A 24,319-nucleotide genomic window follows, 5' to 3' on the forward strand; every position below is an offset into this window, starting at 1 on the left:
TTAGTTTCCTTCAACTCGCATTACGGATAGAACGGTGTCCACCGCGTCCAGCGCCTTGAGCGCGGCGACGGTGGAGGCCAGAGCAGCTTCGGTGCCCCGGTGGGTGAGGATGCGCAGCGCGGCCGGACCGTCGCCGAGCGCAGCCTGCTGGTTCATGGATTCGATCGATACCCCATGTTCGCCAAAGATCGCAGCGATCCGGGCGAGCACCCCGGGCTCGTCAAAAACGGTCAAACCGATCCAGTAGCGGGTGCTGATCGCGGAGAAATCGATCAACTGCGCCGCGCTATCAGCCGAACCATGAGGCAGCGGGGCCCCGGCAGAGAGCTGACGGGCCACCGCAACAACATCGCCCATAACCGCGCTGGCGGTCGGGTTTCCCCCGGCGCCGGCGCCATAGAACATCAGGTCGCCAGCATTTTCTGCCTCCACAAACACCGCGTTGAACGCGCCGCGTACGGAGGCCAGCGGGTGATCCCTTTTGATCAGCGACGGGTACACGCGCACGGAAATGCCCGCCTCAAGCTTTTCCGCGATCGCCAGAAGTTTGATCACATATCCGGCGGCGGCGGCAGCAGTAACGTCGGCGGCCGACACCTCGGTGATGCCTTCGGTGTGCACCTGATCCGAGGAGACGGTGGTGTGGAAGGCCAGCGAGGCGAGGATTGCTGCCTTCGCGGCGGCGTCGAGCCCGCCCACGTCGGCGGTGGGATCGGCCTCGGCATAACCCAGCGCCTGAGCTTCGGCGAGCACGTCGTCAAAGGCCGCACCGGTGGAATCCATCGCGTCGAGGATGAAGTTTGTGGTGCCGTTGACGATGCCCATGACCTTGTTAATGTGGTCTCCGGCCAGCGAATCGGCGATCGGACGCAGGATCGGAATTGCGCCGGCCACCGCTGCCTCGTAGCGTAGCTGCGCGCCGGTGGACGCGGCCACGGCGTTGAGCGCGGCACCGCGGGCGGCGATCAACGCCTTATTACCGGTGATCACGCTCGCCCCGCGGGCCAGCGCACGTTCGATATACGCCCCGGCCGGTTCCATCCCGCCGAGCAGTTCGATGACCACGTCGGCGGAATCGATCAGCGCCTCGGCGTCGAGCGTGAAGAGCTTCGCGTCGAGCTGCACATCACGCTTGGCTTCCAGGTTGCGCACGGCAATCCCGGTCAATTCCAAGCTGGCGCCGCTGCGGGCCGCCAGCGCGCCACCGTCCTCGATCAGGATTCGTGCCACCTGGGCACCCACCGTGCCGCAACCTAGTAGTGCGACCTTCAGGCTTTTTTCACCGCTCACTTAAACTCCCATGTCACGGGCCAACAAATCGGATTCAGTTTCCCTGCGCACGATCAAACGGGCTGCGCCGTCGGCCACCGCAACTACCGCCGGACGGGTCAGATAGTTGTAGTTGCTAGACAGCGCCCAGCAATAGGCTCCGGTGCCCGGAACCGCCAGCAAATCTTGGGCGGCTACGTCGTCGGGCAGGTAAACGTCTTTCACGACTATGTCACCTGACTCGCAGTGTTTCCCAACTACGCGAGAAATAATCGCGTCGTTTTGCGTCATACGGTTGGCCAGCACCGCGGAATAATCCGCGTCGTAGAGCACCGGGCGGGCGTTGTCGCTCATCCCGCCGTCCACCGACACATAGCGCCGCGGGCTTGTGGACCCGGAACCATCCTCGACGTTGACGTCCTTGCGCACGCCCACCTCGTACAGGGTGAAGGTCGAGGGGCCTGCGATCGCACGTCCCGGTTCGATCGAGATGCGCGGGCAATCCAGCGCGAGTTCCTGACAGGTTTGCGCGACCACCTCGGCCATCTGCCCGGCAAGGATCGTCGGGGTGGAGGGGGTGTCCGCCTCGGTGTAGGCGATGCCATAACCGCCGCCTAAGTCCAGCTCGGGCAGGCTCACCGAATGGATTTCACGCACCTGGGCCACAATGCCCAGCATCGTGCGGGCGACGATCGCAAAACCGTCGGACTCAAAAATTTGTGAGCCAATATGCGCGTGCAAACCGAGCAGGCTGATGGCAGGGGCTTCGATGGCGCGGGCGATCGCCTGCATGGCCGGCGAGGTACCGGTGGCGCCGGGCTGGATGGAGAGCCCGAACTTCTGGTCCTCGTGCGCGGTGGCGATCGCCTCATGGGTGGAGGCGTGCACCCCGGGGGTCAGCCGCAGCATCACCGGTGCGCTCACCCCAAGTTCGGTGGCGATCAGAATCACGCGTTCTAATTCATCGAGCGAGTCGATCACGATGCGCCCCACACCCATGTTCAGCGCCCGGGTGATTTCAGCGACCGACTTGTTGTTGCCGTGCAGCGAGAGCTTGGCCCCCGGCACCCCGGCGGCCGCGGCCACGGCAAGTTCGCCACCCGAACAGGTGTCCAGGCGCAAGCCCTGGTTGATCACGGTGCGGGCCACGGAGGTGCACAAAAACGCCTTGCCGGCGTAGTACACGTCGACGCCCCCGCACAGCTGCTTAAACGCTGCGTCGAACGCGGTCTTAAAACCCCGGGCGCGCGCGGCGAAGTCATCCTCGTCCATGACAAACAGCGGCGTCCCAAATTCCTTGGCGAGGGCGCTCACGCCCAGCCCCTGCACCGAAAGCTCACCGGCGGGATCCCGGGAAACCCCGGCGGCCCACTGGATCTCGCGCAGGGCGTTGACGTCGGTCGGGAAAGAGAGCCAGGCCGGAGCCAGCGGTGAAGCGGTCATAAAATTACATCCTCTCGGGCGCGGAGACGCCCAGCAGTGACAGTCCGTTGGCCAAAACCTGGGTGGTCGCGTCGTTGAGCCACAACCGGGTGTGGTGTACTTCTTGCACCGGCTCGTCCCCCAGCGGGGTGACGCGGGTGGCGGCATACCAGGAGTGGTACGCGCCGGCGACCTGTTCGAGGTAGCGGGCGATGCGGTGTGGTTCGCGTGATTGCGCGGCGCCGGCAACCACCGAAGGGAACTGGCCGAGCACCGCCAACAATTCGTTTTCGCTCGGATCGGTGAGCAGCGAGGCGTCGAAGGATGCGCGGGTCACACCCTTGGCCTGCGCGTTGGCCGAGGCGCCGAAGGAGCGTGCGTGAGCGTACTGCACGTAGAAGACCGGGTTGTCGTTGGTGTTCTTCTTCAGCTGTTCCGGGTCCAGTGCGATCGGCGAATCGGCCGGGTAGCGCGCCAGCGAATAACGCAACGCGTCGGCACCGATCCAGTTGATCAGATCGCGCAGCTCGATGATGTTGCCGGCACGCTTGGACAGCTTTGCACCATTAACGCTGATCAATTGTCCGATCAGCACCTCGATATTTTTGTCCTTGTCATCCCCCGCACAGGCGGCGATGGCCTTGAGCCGGTTCACATACCCGTGGTGATCGGCACCCAGCAGGTAGATTTTTTCGCTGAAGCCACGATCCTTTTTGGACAGGTAGTACGCGGCGTCGGCGGCGAAGTAGGTTGGTTCGCCATTCGCGCGGATCAGCACGCGGTCCTTGTCATCGCCGAAGTCGGTGGTGCGCAGCCAGACCGCGCCCTCCAGATCGAAGATGTGGCCCTGTGCGCGCAAGCGTGCCACCGCGTCGGCCACCGCCCCGCCATCGTGCAAGGCACTTTCGGAGAAGAAGACGTCGAAGTTCACGCCGAAGTCTGCCAGCGTGGACTTAATATCTGCCAGCTGCGCGGTGTAAGCAAGTTCGCGCAGTGTTGGCAGCGCGGTTTTCTCGTCCTGCTCGGCAAGCTGTGGAGCTTCGCGCAGCACAATGTCCGCCAGCTCCTTGATGTACTCGCCCGGGTATCCACCGTCGGGAACCGGCAGGCCGTGCATGCGGTTGTAGACCGAACGCGCGAACACGTTCATCTGGTTGCCGGCGTCGTTGATGTAGTACTCGCTGGTGACCTGTGCGCCAGAAGCGCGAAGTACGCGGGCGATCGCATCGCCCAGCGCGGCCCAGCGGGTGTGGCCGATGTGCAGCGGTCCGGTGGGGTTCGCGGAGACAAATTCCATGTTCACCACGTGACCGGTCAGCGCCTGGTTGTGGCCGAAGTTCTCCCCCGCCTCCACGATGGTGCGCGCCAGCTCGCCGGCCGCGGCGGTATCAAGGGTGATGTTCAGGAAGCCAGGCCCGGCGATCTCTACGCCGCCGATGCCTTCAACCTCGGAAAGTCGTCGCACCAGCATGGCCGCGAAGTCGCGCGGCGCCATGGACGCCTTCTTGCCCAGTTGCAGCGCGATGTTCGTGGACCAGTCGCCGTGCTCACGGCTTTTGGGTCGCTCGACGCGTACGGTGTCGGGTACTTCGACGGCGATTTCGCCGGCGGCTACGGCCTGCGAAAGGCATGCGGATATGGCAGCGGAGAGTTCTTCAGGAGTCACCGTACAAGAATAGCGGTTTTTCGTGCGCTTCTTAGGCATTCATGACATAACCGCTTGTGATGCTGTAGGCATTTGACCGCCGCGTGCGGCCCGGATGGATTGCGCAGATGCCGCGGTCACCTGATAGTATTTTTCCTGTTGCTTAGCAACACGCCTCTGTAGCTCAGTGGATAGAGCGTCTGCCTCCGGAGCAGAAGGCCGAAGGTTCGATTCCTTTCAGGGGCACCAGCAAAAAGGTTCCGCGTCGCTGCGGGGCCTTTTTCTTTACCCTTTTCCAGCGCCCGATCTTACCGCGCTGCCGCCAGATCTCACCGCGCTGCACCCGGTTGCACCCGGCTGGGCTAGGCGCTGAGCCGTGCGTGGCGTTGTAACCGACGCATTCCCGCAGCATCCGCCGCCCCGCTTGGTTGCACCGCGGTTTCCAGCACCGCGCGCACCGCCTGTTCATCGATCCCCACACCGATGGCCACCAGCCCCGGTTGGTTGCTGGCCCGATCGCTGGCCCGATGGCTGGCCACATGGATCTGCCGGCCGGTGAGATTCACCGCCCACCACTTTGCGCCACGCGCGGTAGCCACCGGCACAATTCCCTTCAACCGGTACACCCCGGACGGCGGGCGTTCAAGCAGATCGACCAGCGCGCTCGCGGAAATCGGCTCCGGCGCGTCCACCGTCACCGCCGCCGCATGCTGGTGGGTGTGCGATCCATGTTCGGCGCGCAGCAGTGCGCCCAGCGGTAGCTGATCCTCGGGATCTTCTGCCAGGGCCACATCGAAGACCAGATCCGGGTCGATCGCCCCACGCCGGGCCCGTATCAATGGCAGCTGCCCGTTACGTAGCGCGATCCGCGCCGCGATGCGCGCCAGCTGAGCCTCGTGGTCTTGCTCGCTGCCCTCGAGCAGGTCGATCTTGTTCAGCACCACCAGCGAGGCGGCTTCAAAACGTGCAGGTGGTTGATCGTGGGTATCCACCGTGTCAAAGTAGTTCGCCGCGTCCACCACCTCGATCAGCCCGCCGGGGCGCACATTTTTTGCCTGACTGAAACGAATCAGCCGGGCGAGCGCCAAGGGTTCGGCCACCCCGCTGGCCTCGATGATGATCGCATCCAGTCGCAGCCGAGGGGCCGCAAGCGTGGCCAACGCCTGGTCTAATCCCCCGGAGTCATCCAGACAGCACACGCAGCCGCCGGCGATCGACTCGGCGGCATCCACCTGCCCGGTGATCAGTCCCGCGTCGACGTTGATCACCCCAAAGTCGTTGACCACTACGCCGATCCGGGCGCCGGGAGTGCGCAGCAAATGGTTGAGCAGCGTGGTTTTTCCGGCGCCTAAATACCCGGTTAACCCGATGACCGGAATCTGTGTGCGTGCCATCTACCCTCGCCTGTCTGCCCTTGCTTGATCTGCCCGGCCTGCCGTGCTTGTTCTGGCCCAGCGGTTTCGACTTCCACAGTAGTACGGCGCGGCGCCTTCAACCCAAAGATCGGCAGGTCAACGCAGCAAGCCGCCGGTGAATCCCGTCAAACGAAGGGAACACCGGCGGCTAGCACTACTGCACGGGCAAAACTACCCAAGCGACCTTACTGAAGCATCGTGCGATCATCGAGCTGCGCGCCCTTGATCTTCTCGAACTCGCCGAGCAGCCCCTTGACCGTCATCGCGGACTTCGCCTCCTGGTCCAGATCCAGAATGATCTGCCCATCGTGCATCATGATCAACCTGGTGCCCAGCGCGAGCGCCTGCTCCATATTGTGGGTGACCATCAGCGTGGTGAGCCGGTGGCGTTGCACGATCTCGTTGGTCAGCCGGGAAACCAGCGCCGCACGCTGCGGATCAAGCGCCGCGGTGTGCTCGTCAAGCAGCAGGATCTTCGGCTTCGAGAAGGTGGCCATCAGCAGGCTCAGCGCCTGACGCTGACCACCGGAGAGCAGCCCCACCTTGGTTTTCAGCCGGTTTTCCAGCCCGAGCTCCAAGGACTTGAGCTCTTCGACGAACAGCTCCCGACGCTTGGCGCTCACTCCCATGCTCAGTCCACGGAATCGGCCGCGGGCGTGAGCCAGCGCCATATTCTCTTCGATGCTCATCGTCGGCGCGGTGCCGGCCATCGGATCCTGGAAGACCCGGCCGATGTACTTCGCACGGCGGTAATCGGCCATCCGGGTGACGTTTTTACCGTCGACGGTGACCGAACCGGTGTCCGGGTACAGCTTGCCAGCGACCATGTTCAGCACCGTGGATTTACCGGCGCCGTTGGAGCCGATGACGGTGACAAATTCGCCGGAGCCCAGCGAGAGGTTGATATCGCGGAGCGCCTTGCGCTCGTTGACCGTTCCGGGGAAGAAGGTCCGTGACAGGTTCTTAATTTCAAGCATTGCTGCGCACCTCTTCGGTGATCGGTTCGGCGTCCGAGTCCTTGCGTTTGAAGTTTTTCATAATTTTCTGGAAGCCCTTCCACTTGGGAAGCAGCAGCGCAACGACCACCAGCACCGCAGAAATCAGCTTCATGTCGTTGACCTCCAGGCCGGCGACCAGCGCAAACTGGATGACCAGGCGATAGATGACCGCACCGAAGACGACGGCCACCGCGGCCAGCCAAATGTAACGCTGGGTGAAGATTGCCTGACCGACGATCACCGAGGCCAAACCAATGAGGATCACGCCGATACCCATGCCCACGTCGGCGAAGCCCTGGTACTGGGCGATCACCGCACCGGAAAGCGCCACAAAACCGTTAGACAATGCCAGGCCGAGGATCTTCTGGTTGTCGGTGGAGACACCGAAGGAGCGGATCATCTCGTGGTTATCGCCGGTGGCGCGCATGGCCATGCCCATCTCGGTGTGCAGGAACCAGACGATCGCGGCCACAAAGAGCAACGCGACGGCGAAGAGGATCAGCACCGAGCTGGCAGAGCCGAGAATTCCGGCCGCACGCAAGGGGCTGATCAGCGTGTCTTCGCCCAGCAACGGCGTATTTGCCTTGCCCATAATGCGCAGGTTGATCGAATAGAGCGCGATCATCGTCAAAATACCGGCGAGCAGGCCGTCGATCTTGCCCTTGGTGTGCAGCAGACCGGTGATCGCCCCGGCGACCATGCCGGCTAAGAAGGCCAACGCGGTGGCCAGCCACGGATTCATTCCGTTCACGATGCCTACCGCGGCGACCGCGGCACCGGTGGTGAAGCTGCCGTCGACGGTCAGGTCCGGGAAGTCCAGAATGCGGAACGTCAGATATACCCCGAGCGCCATCAACGCGTAAATCAGCCCGAGTTCAACCGCTGTGATCATTTGTGGATCCTTGAGTGGTAAGAAAGTTCATAGGTCACGAAGAAGGCGAGGCGTTAATTTCTCGCGCCTCGCCTCATTCGATGGTGGGTAGTGCTAAAGCCCTAGTAGGTTTCGATCGCCTGATCCTTGAGCTCCGCTGGGAATTCAAGGCCGATCTTCTTCGCTGCGGTCTCGTTCAGGTACAGGTCAACCTCGGTCAGCGTTTCTACCGGCATGCTGGCAGGCTTTGCTTCACCCTTGAGGATCTTGTCTGCCATCTTTGCGGTCTGCACGCCGAGCTTCTCGTAGTTGATGCCGAAGGTGGCGGTAGCGCCACGCTTGACCGAATCACCATCGGCGGCGATCACCGGGATCTTCTTGGTCTGTGCGGTCTGCAGCAGGCCTTCCAACGCGGAAACTACGGCGTTGTCGGTGGGCACGTAGAACGCGTCGACGTCTAGCGAGTTAGCCGCCTGCTGTACTTCCGAGGGAGCGGAGATTGCCGACTCTTCGATGGTTAGGCCCAGCTGCGCGGCCGCATCCTTGGCCCACTGGACCTGAACGGCGGAGTTCGCTTCGCCCGAGGAGTAGACGATGCCGACCTTCTTGGCGTCTGGGGAGATCTGCTTGAGCAGTTCGAGCTGTTCCTTCACCGGGTTCTTGTCCGAGGTGCCGGTGACATTTGCGCCCGGTGCCTCGTTGGAAGCTACCAGCTTCGCGTCCACTGGATCGGTGACGGCGGAGAAGAGTACCGGAATGCTGGTGATCGACTGCGCCGCAGCCTGAGCCGATGGGGTGGCGATCGCGAGAACCAGATCGATGTCCGAATCTGAGGCGAGCTTGCCGACGATCGAGGCGTTGGTGGCCTGATCGCCCTGGGCGTTGTTGTCGTCGTAGGAAATCTTGTCGCCGGTGTACCCAGCTTCTTCCATACCCTTTTTGAAGCCCTTGGTGACTGCGTCCAGTGACGGGTGCGAAACGTACTGGATGGTGCCGATCTTGACCGGACCCTCCGCAACGGCGCCGTTGCCTGCGGCTTCCTCCCCGGTACTGCCGCCACAAGCGGTCAGTGCCAGCGCGCCGGAGGCGGCAAGTGCAACAAGTTTCAAAGCGGTGAAGCTCTTCATGGTGTTCCTTTCAACAAGTTCCCATATGCGAGTGATGTCCCCATGCCCGACCGATTCGGTAACCGGCCCGTCAGCGAGGACGAACCGGAGCGGGAACTACCCGAACCACGTGCAGGTGATTACCCACGATCTTACATGTGAACGACCTCACCTAGGCTTCAAACCCGAGGTGAGTAAAGACGTTTAACCCCACAATCGCCCCCTAACGCGCACAACTGCACGATTTGCGCCGATCCTCAGGCAAATCCGTATCTTCGTTCGCGAAACTGGGCGCGGGACACTGGACGGAACGAAAAATTGACAGCCCCGCAAATGTGACACAAATCAACGGTTTATCCCGCGAGCGGGGGCCTCGCACGGCCTGCGGTGCCCGAAGTCGGCGTTGCTGAGCATCGGGCCATAGAATGGGATCATCATGGCCATCAGCATTTCTTATCCCGAAACCCTTCCGGTATCCGCGCGTCGCGAGGACATCATCGAGATGATCCGCGCAAACCAGGTGGTGATCATCGCCGGCGAGACCGGGTCCGGTAAAACCACGCAGCTACCCAAAATGCTGCTGGAACTCGGGCTGGCACAGAATGGCATGATCGGGCATACCCAACCGCGCCGCCTCGCCGCACGCACCGTGGCCGAGCGCATCGCCGAGGAGCTGGGCACCAAGATCGGCGACGAGGTGGGCTTCCACGTGCGTTTCACCGGCGAAGTCTCCCGCCAAACGCAGCTGAAGGTGATGACCGACGGCATCCTGCTGGCAGAAATCCAGCGCGACAAGCTGCTCAAAAAGTATTCCGCGATCATCATCGATGAGGCGCACGAACGCAGCCTGAACATCGACTTTTTGCTCGGTTACCTGAAAGAAATTCTGCCTAAACGGCCGGACTTTAAACTCATCATCACCTCCGCGACCATCGACCCACAACGTTTTGCCACACACTTTGGCACACTCCTGGACTCCGGTGAGGTTGACCCCGCGCCCATCATCGAGGTTTCCGGGCGTACCTTCCCCGTCGAAATCCGCTACCGTCCGCTGGAGGCATCCACCGAGGAATTATCCGACGAGGACACTAATTCGCTCGAAGATGACCGTGATCCGTTGGACGCGGTCACCGACGCGGTGCGTGAGCTGGCAAACGAGGCGCCCGGGGATATCCTGATCTTCTTCTCCGGGGAGCGCGAAATTCGCGATGCCGCCGACGCGTTACGCGCGCTGGTGGTGGCAAACGAAAAGTTGCCGCGCTACCAGGTGTTACCTCTGTTCGCCCGGCTCTCGCTGACCGAACAGCATGCGGTCTTCCACCCGGGGGCCGCGCCACGCATTATTTTGGCAACCAACGTGGCCGAAACTTCGCTGACGGTGCCCGGCATCAAGTACGTGATCGACACCGGCACCGCGCGCATCTCGCGCTACAGCCACCGCACCAAGGTGCAGCGGCTGCCGATCGAACGGGTCTCCCAGGCCAGCGCTAATCAGCGTTCGGGGCGTTGTGGGCGTGTCTCGGAGGGCATCGCGATCAGGCTGTACTCCGAGGCAGACTTCGAGTCGCGCCCGGAATTTACCGACCCGGAAATTCTGCGCACCTCGCTGGCAAGTGTCATCTTGCAAATGATTTCGATGGGTGTGGTGGCCACCGCCGCCGAGGTCTCAAACTTCGGTTTTGTGCAGCCGCCTGACGCGCGGGCGATCTCCGACGGGGTGAACCTGCTGCGCGAGCTCGGGGCGCTGAGCGAAGACAAGCGCGCGGTGGTGACCGATGTGGGACGCAAACTCGCGTTGCTTCCGCTCGATGTGCGGTTGGGCCGGATGATTTTGGAATCCGCGAACCGTTCGGTGGCTAAGGAACTGATGGTGCTGGCTGCCGCGCTGAGCATCCAAGATCCGCGCGAACGACCCAGCGAAGACACCGGGCAGCGCGAAAAAGCCGCGCTGCTGCATAAGCGCTTCGCCGACGAAAAGTCGGACTTCATCGGGCTGCTGAACCTCTGGGCTTACCTCCAAGAACAGCAAAAAGAGCTGTCTTCCTCGGCGTTTCGCCGGCTGTGCAAGTCCGAACACATTAACTACCTGCGGGTGCGCGAGTGGCAGGATCTGTTCACCCAGCTGCGCCAGCTGTCCAAGTCGCTGCAGATTACCGTGGCCGCCGCACCGATTGACCCGGCGGCGAACGAGGATCAGGTCCACAAGTCGCTGCTGGCCGGGTTGCTGGGGCACATCGGGCTCTATGATGAACGCAAACGCGATTACCAGGGGGCACGTGGCGGGCGCTTCGCGATCTTCCCGGGATCTGCCCTGTTTAAGAAGTCACCGACCTGGGTGATGGCCGCCGAACTGGTGGAAACCTCTCGGCTGTGGGCGCGCACCGCGGCGGTCATCGACCCGGCCTGGGTGGAGGAACTCGCGCCGAATCTGCTCAAGCACAGTTATTCGGAGCCGCACTGGTCCAAAAAAATGGGCTCGGTGATGGGCTACGAGAAGGTCACGCTCTTCGGGCTGCCGATCGTGGCCAAGCGTCGCATGCACTACTGGCGGGTGGATCAGCCGCTGGCCCGCGAACTGTTTATCCGCCACGCCCTGGTAGAGGGCGATTGGCGTACCCACCACAAGTTCTTCGCCCGCAACCGGGCGGTGCTTGCCGAAGTTGAAGAGCTCGAAACCCGGATGCGCCGTCATGACCTGCGCATTAGCGATGAGGACCTCTTCGACTTCTACGACTCGCGTCTGGGCGAAAATGTTGTCTCCGAGCGGCACTTTGACCGCTGGTATAAGCGTGCGGCGGCCGCCGATCCTGGGCTACTGGACTTTGATCCGGCGGCGGTGCTTGCCTCGGATGCAGATCAGTTGGATGAGACCGCGTTCCCGCGCACCTGGTCCCACGGTTCCATCGCGCTTCCGCTGTCTTATGAGTACAACCCGGCGGCTACCGGGCCCGAGGGTGACGGCGTCTCGCTGCAGGTTCCGGTGGTGTTCTTAAACCAGTTGGATCCGGCACGTTTTAGCTGGCTGATCCCGGGGCTGCGCCACGAACTGATCACCGCGTTGATTCGTTCGATGCCCAAGGCGATTCGCAAGAACTTTGTTCCGGCTCCCGATGTGGCCGGCCGTGCGCTCACCATGTTGGAGGCCGATTTTGACCCGGACAGCGACGATTTGGCGCAATCCTTAGCGCTGGTGCTGCGCCGTTTGGGCGGCATTGTGGTGGACCCGGGCGTGTTTGATTTTTCCACGCTTCCAGCGCACCTGCGCTTCGGTTTTGAGGTGGTTGACTCGGCCGGCACGGTGCTTGGACGAGGCGATGACCTGGCCGCGTTGCAGTATAAGTTGGCGGCGGCGAACCGGGCGGCGCTGGCCAGTGGGGTCAACTCCCCTAGCTCCGCTCGACCGGCGGCCCCGGCGGCCGGTAAGACTGGTGCGGCCGGTAAGACTGGTGCTGCCGGTAAGGCTGGCGCGAAGGGCAAAAATGTCCAGGGCGCGAAGGGGGCGCAGGCTTCGGCAGTTGCCGGGTCTTCGGAATCTTCCGGATCTTCCGGCCAGTGGGATCAGCATGGGCTAACCGCCTGGCCGGCGCTGCACACTCAGGCGGACGTACTGCCGACAAAGGTCACCACCACCGTGATGGGTCAGGAAATTACCGCTTATCCGGGGTTGGTGGATACCGGCAAGGATGTGAGCCTGAGCGTTTATCGCAGCTCCGCCGAACGCGACAGCGCACATCGCGGCGGAATTATCCGTTTGCTGATGCTGCGCCTGCCGGCCGCCTCAAAGTTTGTCATCGGGCATCTGAATAATGCCGAGCGGCTGGCCTTTAGCCAAAATCCGCATGGTTCGATCGATGAGCTGATCGCCGATTGCACGATGGCCGCGGTGGACAAATTGGTCCCCGAGGCACTGCCGATGGATCGTGCCGGATTTGAGAAGTTGTTTGAAACGGTGCGCGCCGAGCAAATCGACACAGTTTTTGCGATCACCGCGGTCATTTCCAAGGTGTTTGGCTCCGCAACCCGGGTACACACCGCGCTGAAGTCGACCAAGTCGCTGGCGATGTTTGCCGCGGTCAGCGACATTCGCTCGCAGCTGGAACAGCTCATTTACCCAGGGTTTATCGCCGCAACCGGGGCCGGCCACCTGATGCGCTTGCCGCGCTATTTGGAAGGCATCGAATCACGTCTGGCCAAGCTCACCTCCGGGGCGGTGACCAGGGATGGCCACGGGCTGATGGTGATCCAGAAATTAGAGGATGACTACGACGCGGCGCTGGCCAAGGTCCCCGAGGGAGCTCGCACTCCGGCGGGGCTGCGCGAGGTGAAGTGGATGCTCGAAGAGATGCGCATCTCGCTGTTTGCCCAAGAGTTGGGTACCGCGTATTCGGTCAGCGAGAAGCGCATCCGCAAGGCGATTAAGGATTCGCTGGCGGCGCTGTAGGGTGCGCCTAGTCGGCCGGGACGAACTGCGCGTAGCCGTCTTCACGCAAGGCCGCGCGCAGTGTGGCCGCATTCTCATCCATGCGTGCCGGATCCGGGTTGACCGCCGCGTTGGACAGGTCAAAGTCGGCTAGCGAATTGGTCGGCCAGACGTGCACGTGCAGGTGTGGAACCTCAAAACCGGCGATCATCAGCCCGGCACGCGCCGCATTAAACGCACGTTTCTGCGCGCGGCCGATCTTCACCGCCACCAGGTTCAGGTGCGTGAGCAGTGCGTCGTCCGCGTCGGTAAATTCGTCGATCTCCGCGCGCGGCACCACCAGGGTGTGGCCATCGCGCAGCGGTCCGATGGAAAGGAACGCGACGCAGGTCTGATCGGACCAGATAAAGCGTCCCGGGATGTCTCCGTTAATAATTTTGCTAAAGAGCGTGCTCATAAAGGGCCTTTCGGTTAGTGACGGTGTTGTTCATCGCTGGTGGTGACTGGCGCCTGCGGGTAGGAACAGTATTGTGACCAGCTGCCCGGGTAGAGCGCGATCTGAAGCCCGGCCTGGGCGCCGGCGAGCACCTGGTGGCAGGCGGTCACCCCGGACCCGCAATAGGCGGCTAACCGCGCGTCATCCCCGGCTGTTTTCGCGCCCTGTTGCAGAGTTTGAAAGGCGCGGGCTAGGTCGGCGGGTGGCAAAAATTTGGCTTGCGCGTCGAGGTTGTCGGTGGTTGGCCGATTACGCGCGCCGGGAATATGCCCGGCCACCGGGTCGATAGGTTCCTCGATTCCCAGGTAGCGGGCGGTGGCGCGCGAATCGATCAGCGTGCCGGTAAAACCCTCTAGCTGCGCAAAGTCGAGCACCGGCATGGCGCCCCAGCTGAGTTGCACGTCCCCGGGCGGGTTATTTTCCTCCCCGCTTGCCAGCTGTCCGCCTAGCTCTTTATACGCGTCCAATCCGCCGTCGAGCACCGCCACCTGGTCAAAATCCGCGTGGCGCAGTAACCACCAGGCGCGGGCTGCGGCCAGCGCGCCGGAATCATCGTAAATTACCACGGAGGAATCCTGACCGATCCCCCACCTGCGCGCGCTCGCCTCAAATTCTGCGGGCGTTGGCAGCGGGTGGCGGCCAGAATGCGTGGTGGTGGTGGTCCCCGACAGTTCGGTGTCTAGGTCGACGAACACCGCGCCGGGAATGTGTTGCGCGGCATAGTGCGCCTTGCCGTCGGTGCGGCCCAGCACCCAGCGCACGTCAAGGAGCACTAACGTGGGCTCGGCCAGCCGTGCGGCCAGCTCGGAGGCCGAAATTAGTGGTTTCATGCGTCCGTTCCGATCTGTGCAAGTTCGTAGCTGGTGCCCGGCTCTAGTCGGCGCAGCCTCGCGCCGGAGCCCTGGGCTCGGGTCGATAGTTGGGTGTCAAAGAGGTTGCGGCCACGCTCGTTGAGCAGCCCGTCGTGGATCGGCACCCATACCGGCGCACCCACCGCGGTAGCAAAATCCATGGTCTCCGCGATTTTTGCCCACGGGGCCATCAGCGGCAGCGCCAACACCTGCGGCCGAATCCCGATGGGCACCTGATAGCTGTCACCGGGGTGGAAGAGCTCGCTCTCGCCGAGCAGGTAGCCGAGGTTCGCCACCAGCTCGATCGAACTATGAATGGTGGCGTGGGTGCCACCGAAGGCGCGCACGCGGATTCCGCCGACCACAAAGTCGTCCCCGGCCTGTACCGTCGTAATCTGCGCCTGGTGCGGGCCGGGCAGCGCCGCACGCAGGGCCCGGGCCAACGCGTCGGGCGCATAGACGCGCAACATCGAATTTTCGATCACCGCGCTCACAATCCGTGGCTGATCTGCGTGGTCCGCATGCTGATGGGTGAGCAGCACCGCGTTAATGCCGGTGAAGGCCCCGGCAAGCTCGGACCAAACGCCCGGATCGAGCAACAACGAACCGTCGATGGTGGCCACGTGAATGGCGGAATGCCCGCGTAATGTGATGCGCATAGCTTCAGCCTAGGCCGACGGCGCGCCCTCGGCCAGTCACAGACACGGATCTTGCTGGGAAGTTGGCTAAAATTGAGGTTCTAAGGGCGCGCTTGGGCGGGCCCGGACCAAAAAGTTTTCAGGAAGGAACGGTGCAGCGAGATGACGCAGCCAGAAACCCGCGTGACCAAACAGAGGCTCGCGGTATCCGAGGCGTTGGGCGAGGTCGACGATTTTGCCACCGCTCAGGAACTGCACCGCTGGCTGGTGGACACGCAGAAGAAGGTCTCGCTGGCCACCGTATACCGGCTGCTGCAGTCGATGGCCGACGATGGCCTGGTCGATGTGTTGCGCAGCGGTGACGGCGAGGCGCGTTTTCGGCGCTGTGAGACCGAGGTGCACCACCACCATCTGGTCTGCCGGGTGTGTTCGAAGACCGTTGAGGTGCTCGCCCCGGCGGTGGAACGCTGGGCGGCGCGGGTGGCCGCGGAAAATGGGTTCACCGACCCGGAGCACACCGTAGAAATTTATGGGCTCTGCGAGGACTGCCGACGCAAAGCCAGCTGAGCAAAGCCGCGACTCAACCGCCGGATCGTCCGGCGGATCAGTCCGCGGACCTGCCGGCGGTTAAACCTGGTGTTTGCGCGGACTACGCAGCGCTTCCACGCCGCGGCAGACCAGGTAGATCACGAAGGAAATGGTGGTCACGTACGGGCTGATCGGCAGCGAACCGGCCAATGCGAGCAGGATTCCGCCGAGCACCGAAATTTCGGCAAACACGATCGCTAGGATCACCGTCAGTGCCGGGTTGGAGCTGATCCGCAGTGCCGCGGCGGCCGGGGTGATCAGCAGTGCCAACACCAATAGCGCGCCAACCACCTGGATGGCGACGGCCACCGCCAACGCCAAAATCACCATAAAGATGATCGATAGTCCGCCGGTGCGGACGCCTCGGGCGTTGGCCAATACCGGGTCCACCGAGGCGAAGGTCAGTGGGCGCCAGATAAGGATCAGCGCCAGCACCACCACCGCGCACAACGCCAGCATGCCTCCTAGCTGCACGTCGTCGACCGCGACAATCTGCCCGGTGAGCAGGCCAAACTTATTTGCACTGCGCCCTTCATAGAGCGAGAGGAATAGGATGCCCAGGCCCAGGCCGAAGGGCATCAGCACCCCGGTGATCGAGTTGCGATCCTTAGCCCGGGTTCCTAAGACGCCGAGCACCAGTGCGGCGATCAGCGAGCCGGCCACCGACCCGGTCACCACATCGACCCCGATGAGCAGCGCAAAGGCGGCCCCGGCGAAGGAAAGTTCGGCGATCCCGTGGACCGCGAAGGCCATATCGCGCATCATGATGAAGATGCCGATCAGCCCGCCGACGATGCCCAGGGCGGCGCCGGCGATCAGCGAGTTGGACACCAGCGGCAGCAGTAGCCCGTAGTCGTCAAAGTTCAACGTGCGGTCGATAAAATCTGCGAAGTTCATCGTCGTTTACTTCCCGCTCTCTCGCGTGGCATCTTCGGCGTGCTCATGCCCGTCGGGCGGTAATTGGCGTTGCCCATCGCCGCTGACCACCACGATCCGTCCGTTGACGCGCAGAACTTCCACCGGGGCACCATAAAGCCTGCTCAACACCGAGGACTGCATCACCTCGTCCACGCTGCCGAGGTGGAACTTGCCCTCGGCCAGATAGAGCACCCGGTCCACATAGGGCAAGATCGGGTTGATCTCGTGGGTGACGAAGATGACCGCGGCGCCGTGCTGCGCGGCCTGGCGGTGAATGACCTGGCTGATCGCCTGCTGATGGTGCAGGTCAAGGGAGAGCAATGGTTCATCGCACAGCAGCACCCGAGGATCCCCGGCCAACGCTTGGGCGGCGCGTAAACGTTGCTGTTCGCCGCCGGAGAGGTCACTCACCGGGCGGTCCGCGTACGCGCTGGCGCCGACCAATTCAAGTAGCTGATCGACCTTGGTGTGCACCGCCTTGCGGGCGATGCGGATACCGGGCCGGTTGCCGTCCACCCCGAGTGCCACCAGATCCCGCGCGCGTAAGGGAACGTTGTCACCAAAAGGGCGTTGTTGCGGGATCAGGCCGACCAGGTTCGAGCCGCGGCGAACCGGGGCCCCGGCGATGGACACGGTCCCGGAATTCAGCGCGGTGGTGCCCAGCATGGTGTTGATAAAACTGGTTTTGCCCGAACCGTTGGGCCCGAGCACCGCCAAAAATTCCCCGGGCCGCACCTGCAGGTTCAGCTCTTGCCACAGCACCCGCGAGCCGAAGGCCAGGGTAGCTGCGTCGAAGGTGACGATCGGGGATGTACTCATGAACCGGCTTCCACATGTAAAGAAAAACTTAAAGAAAAACTGCGGCATCGTGGGCACGATGCCGCAGTTAACTCTACCAGTTGAGACTGGTTCGCAATACGCGTTTGTTTGTGAGGCTAGTTGCCCTGTTGGGAGCTCGGCGGGGCGTGACGCTTCTGCGTCGAATCGCTAATCTCGCCCACCAACACCTCGATAATGTCCTCCAAGAACAGCACACCGATGGTGGCACCGGCCTCGTTGACCACTGCCGAGAGGTGATTGCCCTCCTGACGCATGCTCTCCAGCGCCTCCTCGATTTCGGTATCCTGCTTCACCACACCCAGTGGGTGCAGCGGCAGATCCCGCAGCGGCGCGGTGGAGTGTGCATCGTCGATCAGCATCACGTCCTTCACATGCCAGTAGCCCACCGGCACGTCCTCGCGGGTGATCAGCATGCGCGAATAACCGGTCTTGCCGACCTTCTTTTCAAATTCGCGCGCCGTGGTCTGCCCCCACTCTAGGGTGAAAAGCTTGTCAACTTTCACCATGCAGGAGGCCGCCGAGACGGTGGAGAACTCCAGCGCCTTGGTCAGCCGCAGTGCGTGCTTGTTTTCTAGCGTGCCCTCCTGCGAGGAGGTATCGATAATCGAACGCACCTCGGCGGCGGTATAGGAGCTAGTCACCTCGTCCTGCGGTTCCACACCGAAGAGCTTCAGGAACATGTTCGCCGCGCCGTTAAGCATCGAGATGATCGGCTTGAGCACCTTGGAGACGCCCACCAGCGGCATCGCCAACAGCATCACCGCCTTGTCCGCGACGGACACCGAAATGTTCTTCGGCACCATCTCGCCGAAGGTCACGTGCAAGAAGGTCACCAGGACCAGCGCGATCAGGAAGGCGGCGGTGTCCGCAACCTCGACCGGCATCCCCAGTGCCATCATCGGCACGCCGAGCAGGTGGTGCAGCGCAGGTTCGGAAATGTTCAGGATCAGCAACGAGCAGACGGTGATGCCCAATTGGCAGACCGCGAGCATGATCGAGACGTGCTCCATGGCGAACAGCGCAACCTTCGCGCGTTTATTTCCCTCATCGGCCAGCGGTTCAATCTGTGAGCGGCGCGCCGACATCACGGCAAATTCGCCGGCCACGAAAAACGCGTTGATCGCCAGCAGAATGAAGAGCCAGGCGATTCCCATTAGGTCACTCATGGGTGTCCTCCGCTACGGCCGGGGCAGGTTCAAAACGTACCTGCGCGATTCTTCGGCCATCAAGTTCGGTCACCGTGAAGGTGCCGGCCTCGGTGTGCACCGTGTCGTTCAATTCGGCCAGGCGTCCAAGCTGCGAAAGCATAAAGCCGCCGATGGTGTCGTAGGCCGAGTCATCGGGGATCACATCCGTGTCGAAGTGCTCGTTGATGTGGTCCGGGCGGTTCATCCCGGGGAACAGCCATTGGCCATCGGGCTGGGTGACCGCTTCTTCCTCGTCCTCGTCATGCTCATCGGAGACTTCCCCGACGATCTCTTCGACCAGGTCTTCCAGGGTCACCAGTCCGGCGGTGCCACCGTATTCATCCATCACGATCGCTACCTGGAATTCCGCGGCGCGAAGTTGTTCGAGCAATACATCGAGGTGAATGGTTTCCGGTACGTAGAGCGCGTCGCGCGCAAATTCGCCGACCTGCAGCGCCGCACGACGTTCGCGTGGCACCGAAACGACGGCTTTGACGTGGCAGATGCCCTGAATTTCGTCGCTGGAGCCCTCGGTGACCGGGAACCTGGAGAACCCGGTATCCGCGCTCATTGCGATCAGTTCGGACAGGTCCGCCTCGGATTCAATGGTGGCCATCGAGGTGCGCGGGGTCATCACATCGGCCGCGGTGCGTTCGGAAAATTCAATGGTTGATTCCACAAATCGCGCGGTCTGAATGTCGAGGGTGCCAAGTTCCGCGGAACGGCGAACCAGCGAGGCAAGTTCTTGGGCACTGCGGGCGGCGGAAATTTCTTCCTTCGCTTCGAGGCCGAAGAACCTGCGCAGGATCATGTTCGAAAAACCGTTGAGCAGCACGATCGCGGGCTTAAAGATGGCGGTGAATACCAGTTGTGGGCGGGCCAGCACCTTGCCCACGGCCATCGCCTTGGCGATCGCCAGGTTCTTGGGTACCAGCTCGCCGATCAGCATCGACAGCAGCGTGGCCACCACCATGGAGATGACTACGGCGACCGCGGTGGCGCTGCCGCCGCCAATGCCGAAGTTTTCAAGCACCGGGGCGAGCAGCTTACTCATCGCCGGTTCAAGTACATAACCGGTGAGCAGCGTGGTCAGCGTGATACCTAGCTGACAGCTGGATAGTTGTGTGGACAGCGAGGTCAGGCACTGCAGTAGTGGTTTTGCGCCTGCTTCGCCGCGATCGATGGCCTGCTGGACCGTGCTCTTATCGAGGGCGACGAGCGAAAACTCGACCGCCACAAAAAAGCCGGTGCCAAGAATAAGCAGTACACCGAAAAGTATGAAGATCCATTCCATGGGCGGTTAGCCACGCCCCTGGAATCGTTGGGTCAGAAGGCCTCTAGTTTGCTCTAAGCGGCAACTAGAAGGCTCCAATCGGGAGGCAGAATCTGCCAGGCGTTCGGTGTGATGGCCGGTGCTGCGCCCGCGGGCGACGGACCGGCTTGGAGAATGAGATTCCATAGTGCGATTTAGTCTAACGAAAGATCGCCGATCGCGCACAATATTCTCCGACGCGCGATATACGGTAGTTAGCTCAGGGTAAATGGTAGGTGTTTAGCGACACTTTCGTGATATTCCCGACGACTCGTGGCAAAACCTTGCAACATGTCACTAGACTGGAGCGCAGGTCTAGAAATCTTGTGAGTATCGGTGGCCATTTTCACGTCCTCGGGCTACCACCGGCTCAAGCTAGAACAACGTAGAAATCAGGGAAGAGGCGTTGCACGTGCCAGAGCAAGCACACCACCGACTTACTGAAGAGTTTGGTGGAAACGAGTGGCTAGTAGACGAGCTGTACCAGCAGTATCTCGTCGATAAGAACTCGGTCGATAAAAAATGGTGGGATATTTTCGAGTCCCTCACCACCGAAAACAATGCATCGGCTGCCCCCGCGGCACCGACGGCGAAGGCGGAGCCAAGCGCACCACCGGCGCCAGCACCCAAGACTGCCCCGGCAGCACCGGTAGCGTCGAGCAATGGTCAGGGTGCACCGCGCGCCGCGGCCGCGGCTCGCACCACCGAATCCGCGCCAGAAGCACCGGCACCGGCCAAGGCCGAAGCGGCTCCGGCGAAGGACGCAGCACCGAAAACCGCTCCGATCCCGGCACAGGCCCCGAAGCCTGCCCCGTCGACCGAGCTCTACGGCGAGGAAAAACGCACCCCATTGCGCGGGCCAATGAAGGCCATCGCCACCAATATGGATGCCTCGCTCACCGTGCCCACCGCGACTACCGTGCGTGCCGTACCGGCGAAGGTGATGATCGACAACCGCATCGTCATCAACAACCACCTCAAGCGTGCCCGCGGCGGCAAGATCTCCTTCACCCACCTGATCGGCTTCGCCGTGATCCGTGCGTTGAGCCAGATCCCATCGATGAACGTCACCTACGACGTGATCGACAAGAAGCCAACCGCGATCCAGCCGGCGCACGTGAACTTCGGAATCGCGATCGACATTCCCAAGCCTGACGGCTCGCGGATGCTCGCGGTACCAAATATTAAGGCCGCGGAGACCCTGAGCTTTAACGAGTTCTGGACCACCTACGAAGACCTGATCAAGCGCGCACGCAATAACAAGCTGACCGCCGATGACTACTCGGGCACCACCGTGTCGCTGACCAACCCGGGCGGCATCGGCACCGTGCATTCGGTTCCCCGCCTGTCCAAGGGCCAGGCCGCCATCGTCGGCGTCGGCGCACTGGAATACCCTGCGGAATACCGTGGCTCCTCGGAGAAGACCGTTGCCTCGCTGGGTATCGGCAAGCACATTACGCTGACCTCCACCTACGATCACCGCGTGATCCAGGGCGCGGGTTCCGGCGAATTCCTGAAGCTCATTGAATCCCTCTTGCTCGGCGAGCAGGGTTTCTACGACGAAATCTTCGAACAGCTGCGCATCCCTTACGAGCCGGTACGCTGGGCCATCGACAACCAGGTCGACGTCGACCTGGTAGTCAACAAGGTCGCGCGAATCCAGCACCTGATCAACTCCTACCGCGTGCGTGGCCACCTGATGGCGGACACCAACCCGCTGGAATACGTGCAGCGCAAGCACCCGGACCTGGACATCCAGACCTATGGGCTGACCCTGTGGGACCTGGATCGCGAATGGGTTGCCGGCGGATTGGGCGGTAAAAACCGTGCACTGCTCCGCGACATCCTAGGTATCCTGCGTGACGCGTACTGCCGTACCACCGGTACCGAGTACATGCACCTGCAGAACCCGGTGGAGCGCGAATGGTTCCAGTCGAAGCTGGAATCCGGGTACGCGAAGCCATCACGCGATGAGCAGCTGCGCATCCTTTCGAAGCTGAACGCCGCCGAAGCGTTTGAAACCTTCTTGCAGACCAAGTTCGTCGGCCAGAAGCGCTTCTCCCTTGAGGGTGGCGAATCGCTGATCCCACTGTTGGACGCGATCATTTCCGACGCCGCCGACGAGCAACTGGACGAGGTCGCCATCGGTATGGCGCACCGCGGCCGCTTGAACGTGCTGACAAACATCGCCGGCAAGACCTACGCACAGGTGTTCCGCGAATTTGAGGGCACCGCAACTCCGGGCTCGGTCCAGGGTTCGGGCGACGTGAAGTACCACCTGGGCACCGAGGGTTCCTACACCTCGGATGCCGGCAACCAGACCAAGGTCTACCTGGCTGCGAACCCATCTCACCTAGAAGCCGTGGATCCGGTGCTCGAGGGCATCACCCGCGCGAAGCTAGACCGCATGGATTCGAAGAACAACGTGCTGCCAATTCTGGTGCACGGCGACGCAGCATTCGCCGGCCAGGGCGTAGTTTCCGAGGTTCTGGCGATGAGCCAGCTGCCAGGTTACAAGACCGGCGGCACCGTGCACGTGATCGTGAACAACCAGATCGGTTTCACCACCGCTCCAAGTTCTTCACGCTCTTCCGTGTACGCCACCGATGTGGCACGCACCGTGCAGGCTCCAATCTTCCACGTCAACGGGGATGACCCGGAGGCCGTCGTACACGTAGGCCAGCTGGCCTTCGAGTACCGCCAGAAGTTCGGCAAGGACGTGGTCATCGACCTCATCTGCTACCGCCGCCGTGGACACAACGAGGGCGACGATCCGTCGATGACCCAGCCGATCATGTACAACCTGATTGAGGCGAAGCGCTCCACCCGCAAGCTATACACCGAGGCCCTGGTGGGCCGCGGGGATATCACCGCGGAGGAAGCCGAGAACGTGTTGGCCGAGTACAAGGGGAACCTGGAACGGATCTTCTCCGAAACTCACGCCGCACAGACCTCGCCGATCCCGATCATCACCCCGGGCTCGACCATCAACGACCTGGAGAAGCCTTTCGCTCAGGCCGCCGACGAGAACACCGTCGACGGCGCACGTGGCTCGGCGATCACCGAGTCCACGCTGGCGAAGATCGGCGCGGCCCACCTGGCCGTGCCAGAGGACTTCACCATGCACACCAAGCTCAAGGCCTTGCTGGAGCGCCGCGAGAAGATGTCCCGCGAAGGCGGCATTGACTGGGGCTTCGCCGAGCTGGCTGCGCTGGGATCGCTGTCCATGGAAGGTGTGCCGGTTCGTCTGGCAGGCCAGGATTCACGCCGCGGCACCTTCGTACAGCGTCACTCGGTCTTCCACGACCGGGAGAACGACAACGAGTGGTACCCGCTGCACCACCTGTCCGATGACCAAGCCCCACTGTGGATCTACGACTCGCTGCTCTCCGAATACGCGGCCCTAGGCTTCGAATACGGTTACTCGGTGGAACGCCCAGATGCACTGGTCTTGTGGGAAGCGCAGTTCGGTGACTTCGTCAACGGCGCGCAGACCGTGATCGACGAGTTCATCTCCTCGGCCGAGCAGAAGTGGTCCCAGTCCTCCTCGCTGGTTATGCTTTTGCCGCACGGCTACGAGGGTCAGGGTCCAGACCACTCCTCGGCACGCATCGAACGCTTCTTGCAGATGTGCGCGGAGAACAACATGGTTGTCGCTCAGCCTTCCAACGGTGCAAACCACTTCCACCTGCTGCGTCGTCAGGCTTACGCCCGTCCACGCAAGCCGCTGATCGTTTTCACCCCGAAGCAGCTGCTTCGTTTGAAGGCCGCGGCAACTCAGGTGGAGGACTTCACCACCGGTGGTTTCCAGGAGGTCATCGGCGATTCGACGATCACCAACAAGGATGCCGTCGAAAAGGTGCTGCTGGTTTCCGGTCGCCTGTATTACGACCTGATCGCTGCGCGCACCAAGGCGCAGGACGAGAAGGTCGCGATCGTGCGTGTTGAGCAGCTCTACCCGGCACCTGTGAAGCAGATTGCCGACGAGCTGGCCAAATACCCGAACGCCAGTGTTTCGTGGGTTCAGGACGAACCTGCGAACCAGGGCCCATGGCCGTTCTTCGGTCTGTATGTGGCCCCTGAGCTCGATGCGAAGGTTAACCTCGTATCGCGTCCGGCCTCGGCTGCGACCTCCGCGGGTAACGCGAAGCGTCACGAAGCCGAAGCTGCGGTGCTGCTCAAGGCCGCGTTCGCACGCTAAGCGACACGCTCGTCTCTGCGTAAACTACAGCCGGCGAACCTGATCCTCTCACCACGGAGTCAGGTCCGCCGGCTGTGGTCTTTAACCCGCTCTTACCTCCCCGATCTGGCAACTGGACACTGCTAAGGTTGACGAAGATTTA

At 62.2% G+C, this 24,319-nt stretch carries 17 protein-coding genes and 1 tRNA gene; 4 read left to right on the plus strand and 14 right to left on the minus strand.

Going from position 1 to position 24,319, the window contains the following annotated elements; translation table 11 throughout:
• The 3 genes from IEX04_RS14325 to argS are packed head-to-tail and all read right to left on the minus strand — an operon-like array spanning window position 1 to window position 4,357.
• Complete coding sequence (locus tag IEX04_RS14325; protein ID WP_188686567.1) at window positions 1-1,290, minus strand: homoserine dehydrogenase; 1,290 nt, start codon at window positions 1,288-1,290, stop codon at window positions 1-3.
• Window positions 1,291-2,712, minus strand: a complete 1,422-nt coding sequence (gene lysA / locus IEX04_RS14330) for a diaminopimelate decarboxylase (RefSeq protein WP_188686570.1) — start codon at window positions 2,710-2,712, stop codon at window positions 1,291-1,293. It lies immediately after the preceding gene.
• 4 nt (window positions 2,713-2,716) lie between these two features.
• Window positions 2,717-4,357 (minus strand): arginine--tRNA ligase, encoded by a 1,641-nt coding sequence (gene argS / locus IEX04_RS14335; protein WP_096256428.1) that lies wholly within the window; start codon window positions 4,355-4,357, stop codon window positions 2,717-2,719.
• Between the two features lie 152 nt (window positions 4,358-4,509).
• Here argS and IEX04_RS14340 point away from each other — a divergent pair.
• Window positions 4,510-4,585, plus strand: a tRNA-Arg gene (locus IEX04_RS14340).
• Window positions 4,586-4,698: 113 nt separating this feature from the next.
• Here IEX04_RS14340 and IEX04_RS14345 read toward each other — a convergent pair.
• From IEX04_RS14345 to IEX04_RS14360, 4 genes are all read right to left on the minus strand, one after another.
• Entirely contained in the window at window positions 4,699-5,730 is a 1,032-nt protein-coding gene (locus IEX04_RS14345) for a CobW family GTP-binding protein (protein WP_188686572.1), read from the minus strand.
• Window positions 5,731-5,936: 206 nt separating this feature from the next.
• Complete coding sequence (locus IEX04_RS14350; RefSeq protein ID WP_096256426.1) at window positions 5,937-6,728, minus strand: ABC transporter ATP-binding protein; 792 nt, start codon at window positions 6,726-6,728, stop codon at window positions 5,937-5,939.
• The gene (locus IEX04_RS14355; RefSeq protein WP_096256425.1) at window positions 6,721-7,641 is read right to left on the minus strand and encodes an ABC transporter permease; all 921 of its coding nucleotides are present in this window, start codon (window positions 7,639-7,641) and stop codon (window positions 6,721-6,723) included. Before IEX04_RS14355 ends, IEX04_RS14350 begins: the two co-directional genes overlap by 8 nt.
• A gap of 101 nt (window positions 7,642-7,742) precedes the next feature.
• Entirely contained in the window at window positions 7,743-8,747 is a 1,005-nt protein-coding gene (locus tag IEX04_RS14360) for an ABC transporter substrate-binding protein (RefSeq protein ID WP_188686575.1), read from the minus strand.
• A 415-nt stretch (window positions 8,748-9,162) separates the two neighbouring features.
• On the opposite strand from IEX04_RS14360, the gene hrpA reads away from it, so the two are divergent.
• Window positions 9,163-13,167, plus strand: coding sequence for an ATP-dependent RNA helicase HrpA (gene hrpA, locus IEX04_RS14365; RefSeq protein WP_188686578.1), 4,005 nt, complete (start codon window positions 9,163-9,165; stop codon window positions 13,165-13,167).
• A 7-nt stretch (window positions 13,168-13,174) separates the two neighbouring features.
• Here the strand turns inward: hrpA and IEX04_RS14370 are convergent, their stop codons facing one another.
• Genes IEX04_RS14370 through IEX04_RS14380 form a run of 3 tightly spaced genes read right to left on the minus strand, consistent with a single transcriptional unit; the run spans window position 13,175 to window position 15,152 of the window.
• The gene (locus tag IEX04_RS14370; protein ID WP_096256422.1) at window positions 13,175-13,603 is read right to left on the minus strand and encodes an HIT family protein; all 429 of its coding nucleotides are present in this window, start codon (window positions 13,601-13,603) and stop codon (window positions 13,175-13,177) included.
• Window positions 13,604-13,617: 14 nt separating this feature from the next.
• Window positions 13,618-14,472, minus strand: a complete 855-nt coding sequence (locus IEX04_RS14375) for a sulfurtransferase (protein WP_096256421.1) — start codon at window positions 14,470-14,472, stop codon at window positions 13,618-13,620.
• Window positions 14,469-15,152, minus strand: coding sequence for an MBL fold metallo-hydrolase (locus tag IEX04_RS14380; protein WP_096256420.1), 684 nt, complete (start codon window positions 15,150-15,152; stop codon window positions 14,469-14,471). The genes IEX04_RS14375 and IEX04_RS14380 overlap by 4 nt, the downstream gene beginning before the upstream one ends.
• Before the next feature lie 141 nt (window positions 15,153-15,293).
• Here IEX04_RS14380 and IEX04_RS14385 point away from each other — a divergent pair, with 141 nt between their 5' ends.
• On the plus strand, window positions 15,294-15,698 hold the full coding sequence (locus IEX04_RS14385) for a Fur family transcriptional regulator (protein WP_096256419.1): 405 nt from the start codon (window positions 15,294-15,296) through the stop codon (window positions 15,696-15,698).
• Window positions 15,699-15,758: 60 nt separating this feature from the next.
• Here IEX04_RS14385 and IEX04_RS14390 read toward each other — a convergent pair whose 3' ends face one another.
• The 4 genes from IEX04_RS14390 to IEX04_RS14405 form a co-directional block, all read right to left on the minus strand.
• Window positions 15,759-16,616 carry a metal ABC transporter permease gene (locus IEX04_RS14390; RefSeq protein WP_096256418.1) on the minus strand — a complete coding sequence of 286 codons (858 nt, stop codon included), beginning with the start codon at window positions 16,614-16,616 and terminating at the stop codon, window positions 15,759-15,761.
• A gap of 6 nt (window positions 16,617-16,622) precedes the next feature.
• The gene (locus IEX04_RS14395; protein ID WP_188686581.1) at window positions 16,623-17,456 is read right to left on the minus strand and encodes a metal ABC transporter ATP-binding protein; all 834 of its coding nucleotides are present in this window, start codon (window positions 17,454-17,456) and stop codon (window positions 16,623-16,625) included.
• A 116-nt stretch (window positions 17,457-17,572) separates the two neighbouring features.
• Window positions 17,573-18,643 (minus strand): hemolysin family protein, encoded by a 1,071-nt coding sequence (locus tag IEX04_RS14400; RefSeq protein WP_188686584.1) that lies wholly within the window; start codon window positions 18,641-18,643, stop codon window positions 17,573-17,575.
• Window positions 18,636-19,958 carry a hemolysin family protein gene (locus tag IEX04_RS14405; protein WP_188686586.1) on the minus strand — a complete coding sequence of 441 codons (1,323 nt, stop codon included), beginning with the start codon at window positions 19,956-19,958 and terminating at the stop codon, window positions 18,636-18,638. The genes IEX04_RS14400 and IEX04_RS14405 overlap by 8 nt, the downstream gene beginning before the upstream one ends.
• Before the next feature lie 430 nt (window positions 19,959-20,388).
• On the opposite strand from IEX04_RS14405, the gene IEX04_RS14410 reads away from it, so the two are divergent.
• Window positions 20,389-24,177 carry a multifunctional oxoglutarate decarboxylase/oxoglutarate dehydrogenase thiamine pyrophosphate-binding subunit/dihydrolipoyllysine-residue succinyltransferase subunit gene (locus tag IEX04_RS14410; RefSeq protein WP_188686587.1) on the plus strand — a complete coding sequence of 1,263 codons (3,789 nt, stop codon included), beginning with the start codon at window positions 20,389-20,391 and terminating at the stop codon, window positions 24,175-24,177.
• Window positions 24,178-24,319: the final 142 nt, after the last annotated feature.

This window comes from Glutamicibacter ardleyensis, from assembly GCF_014644555.1.
GTDB lineage: Bacteria > Actinomycetota > Actinomycetes > Actinomycetales > Micrococcaceae > Glutamicibacter > Glutamicibacter bergerei.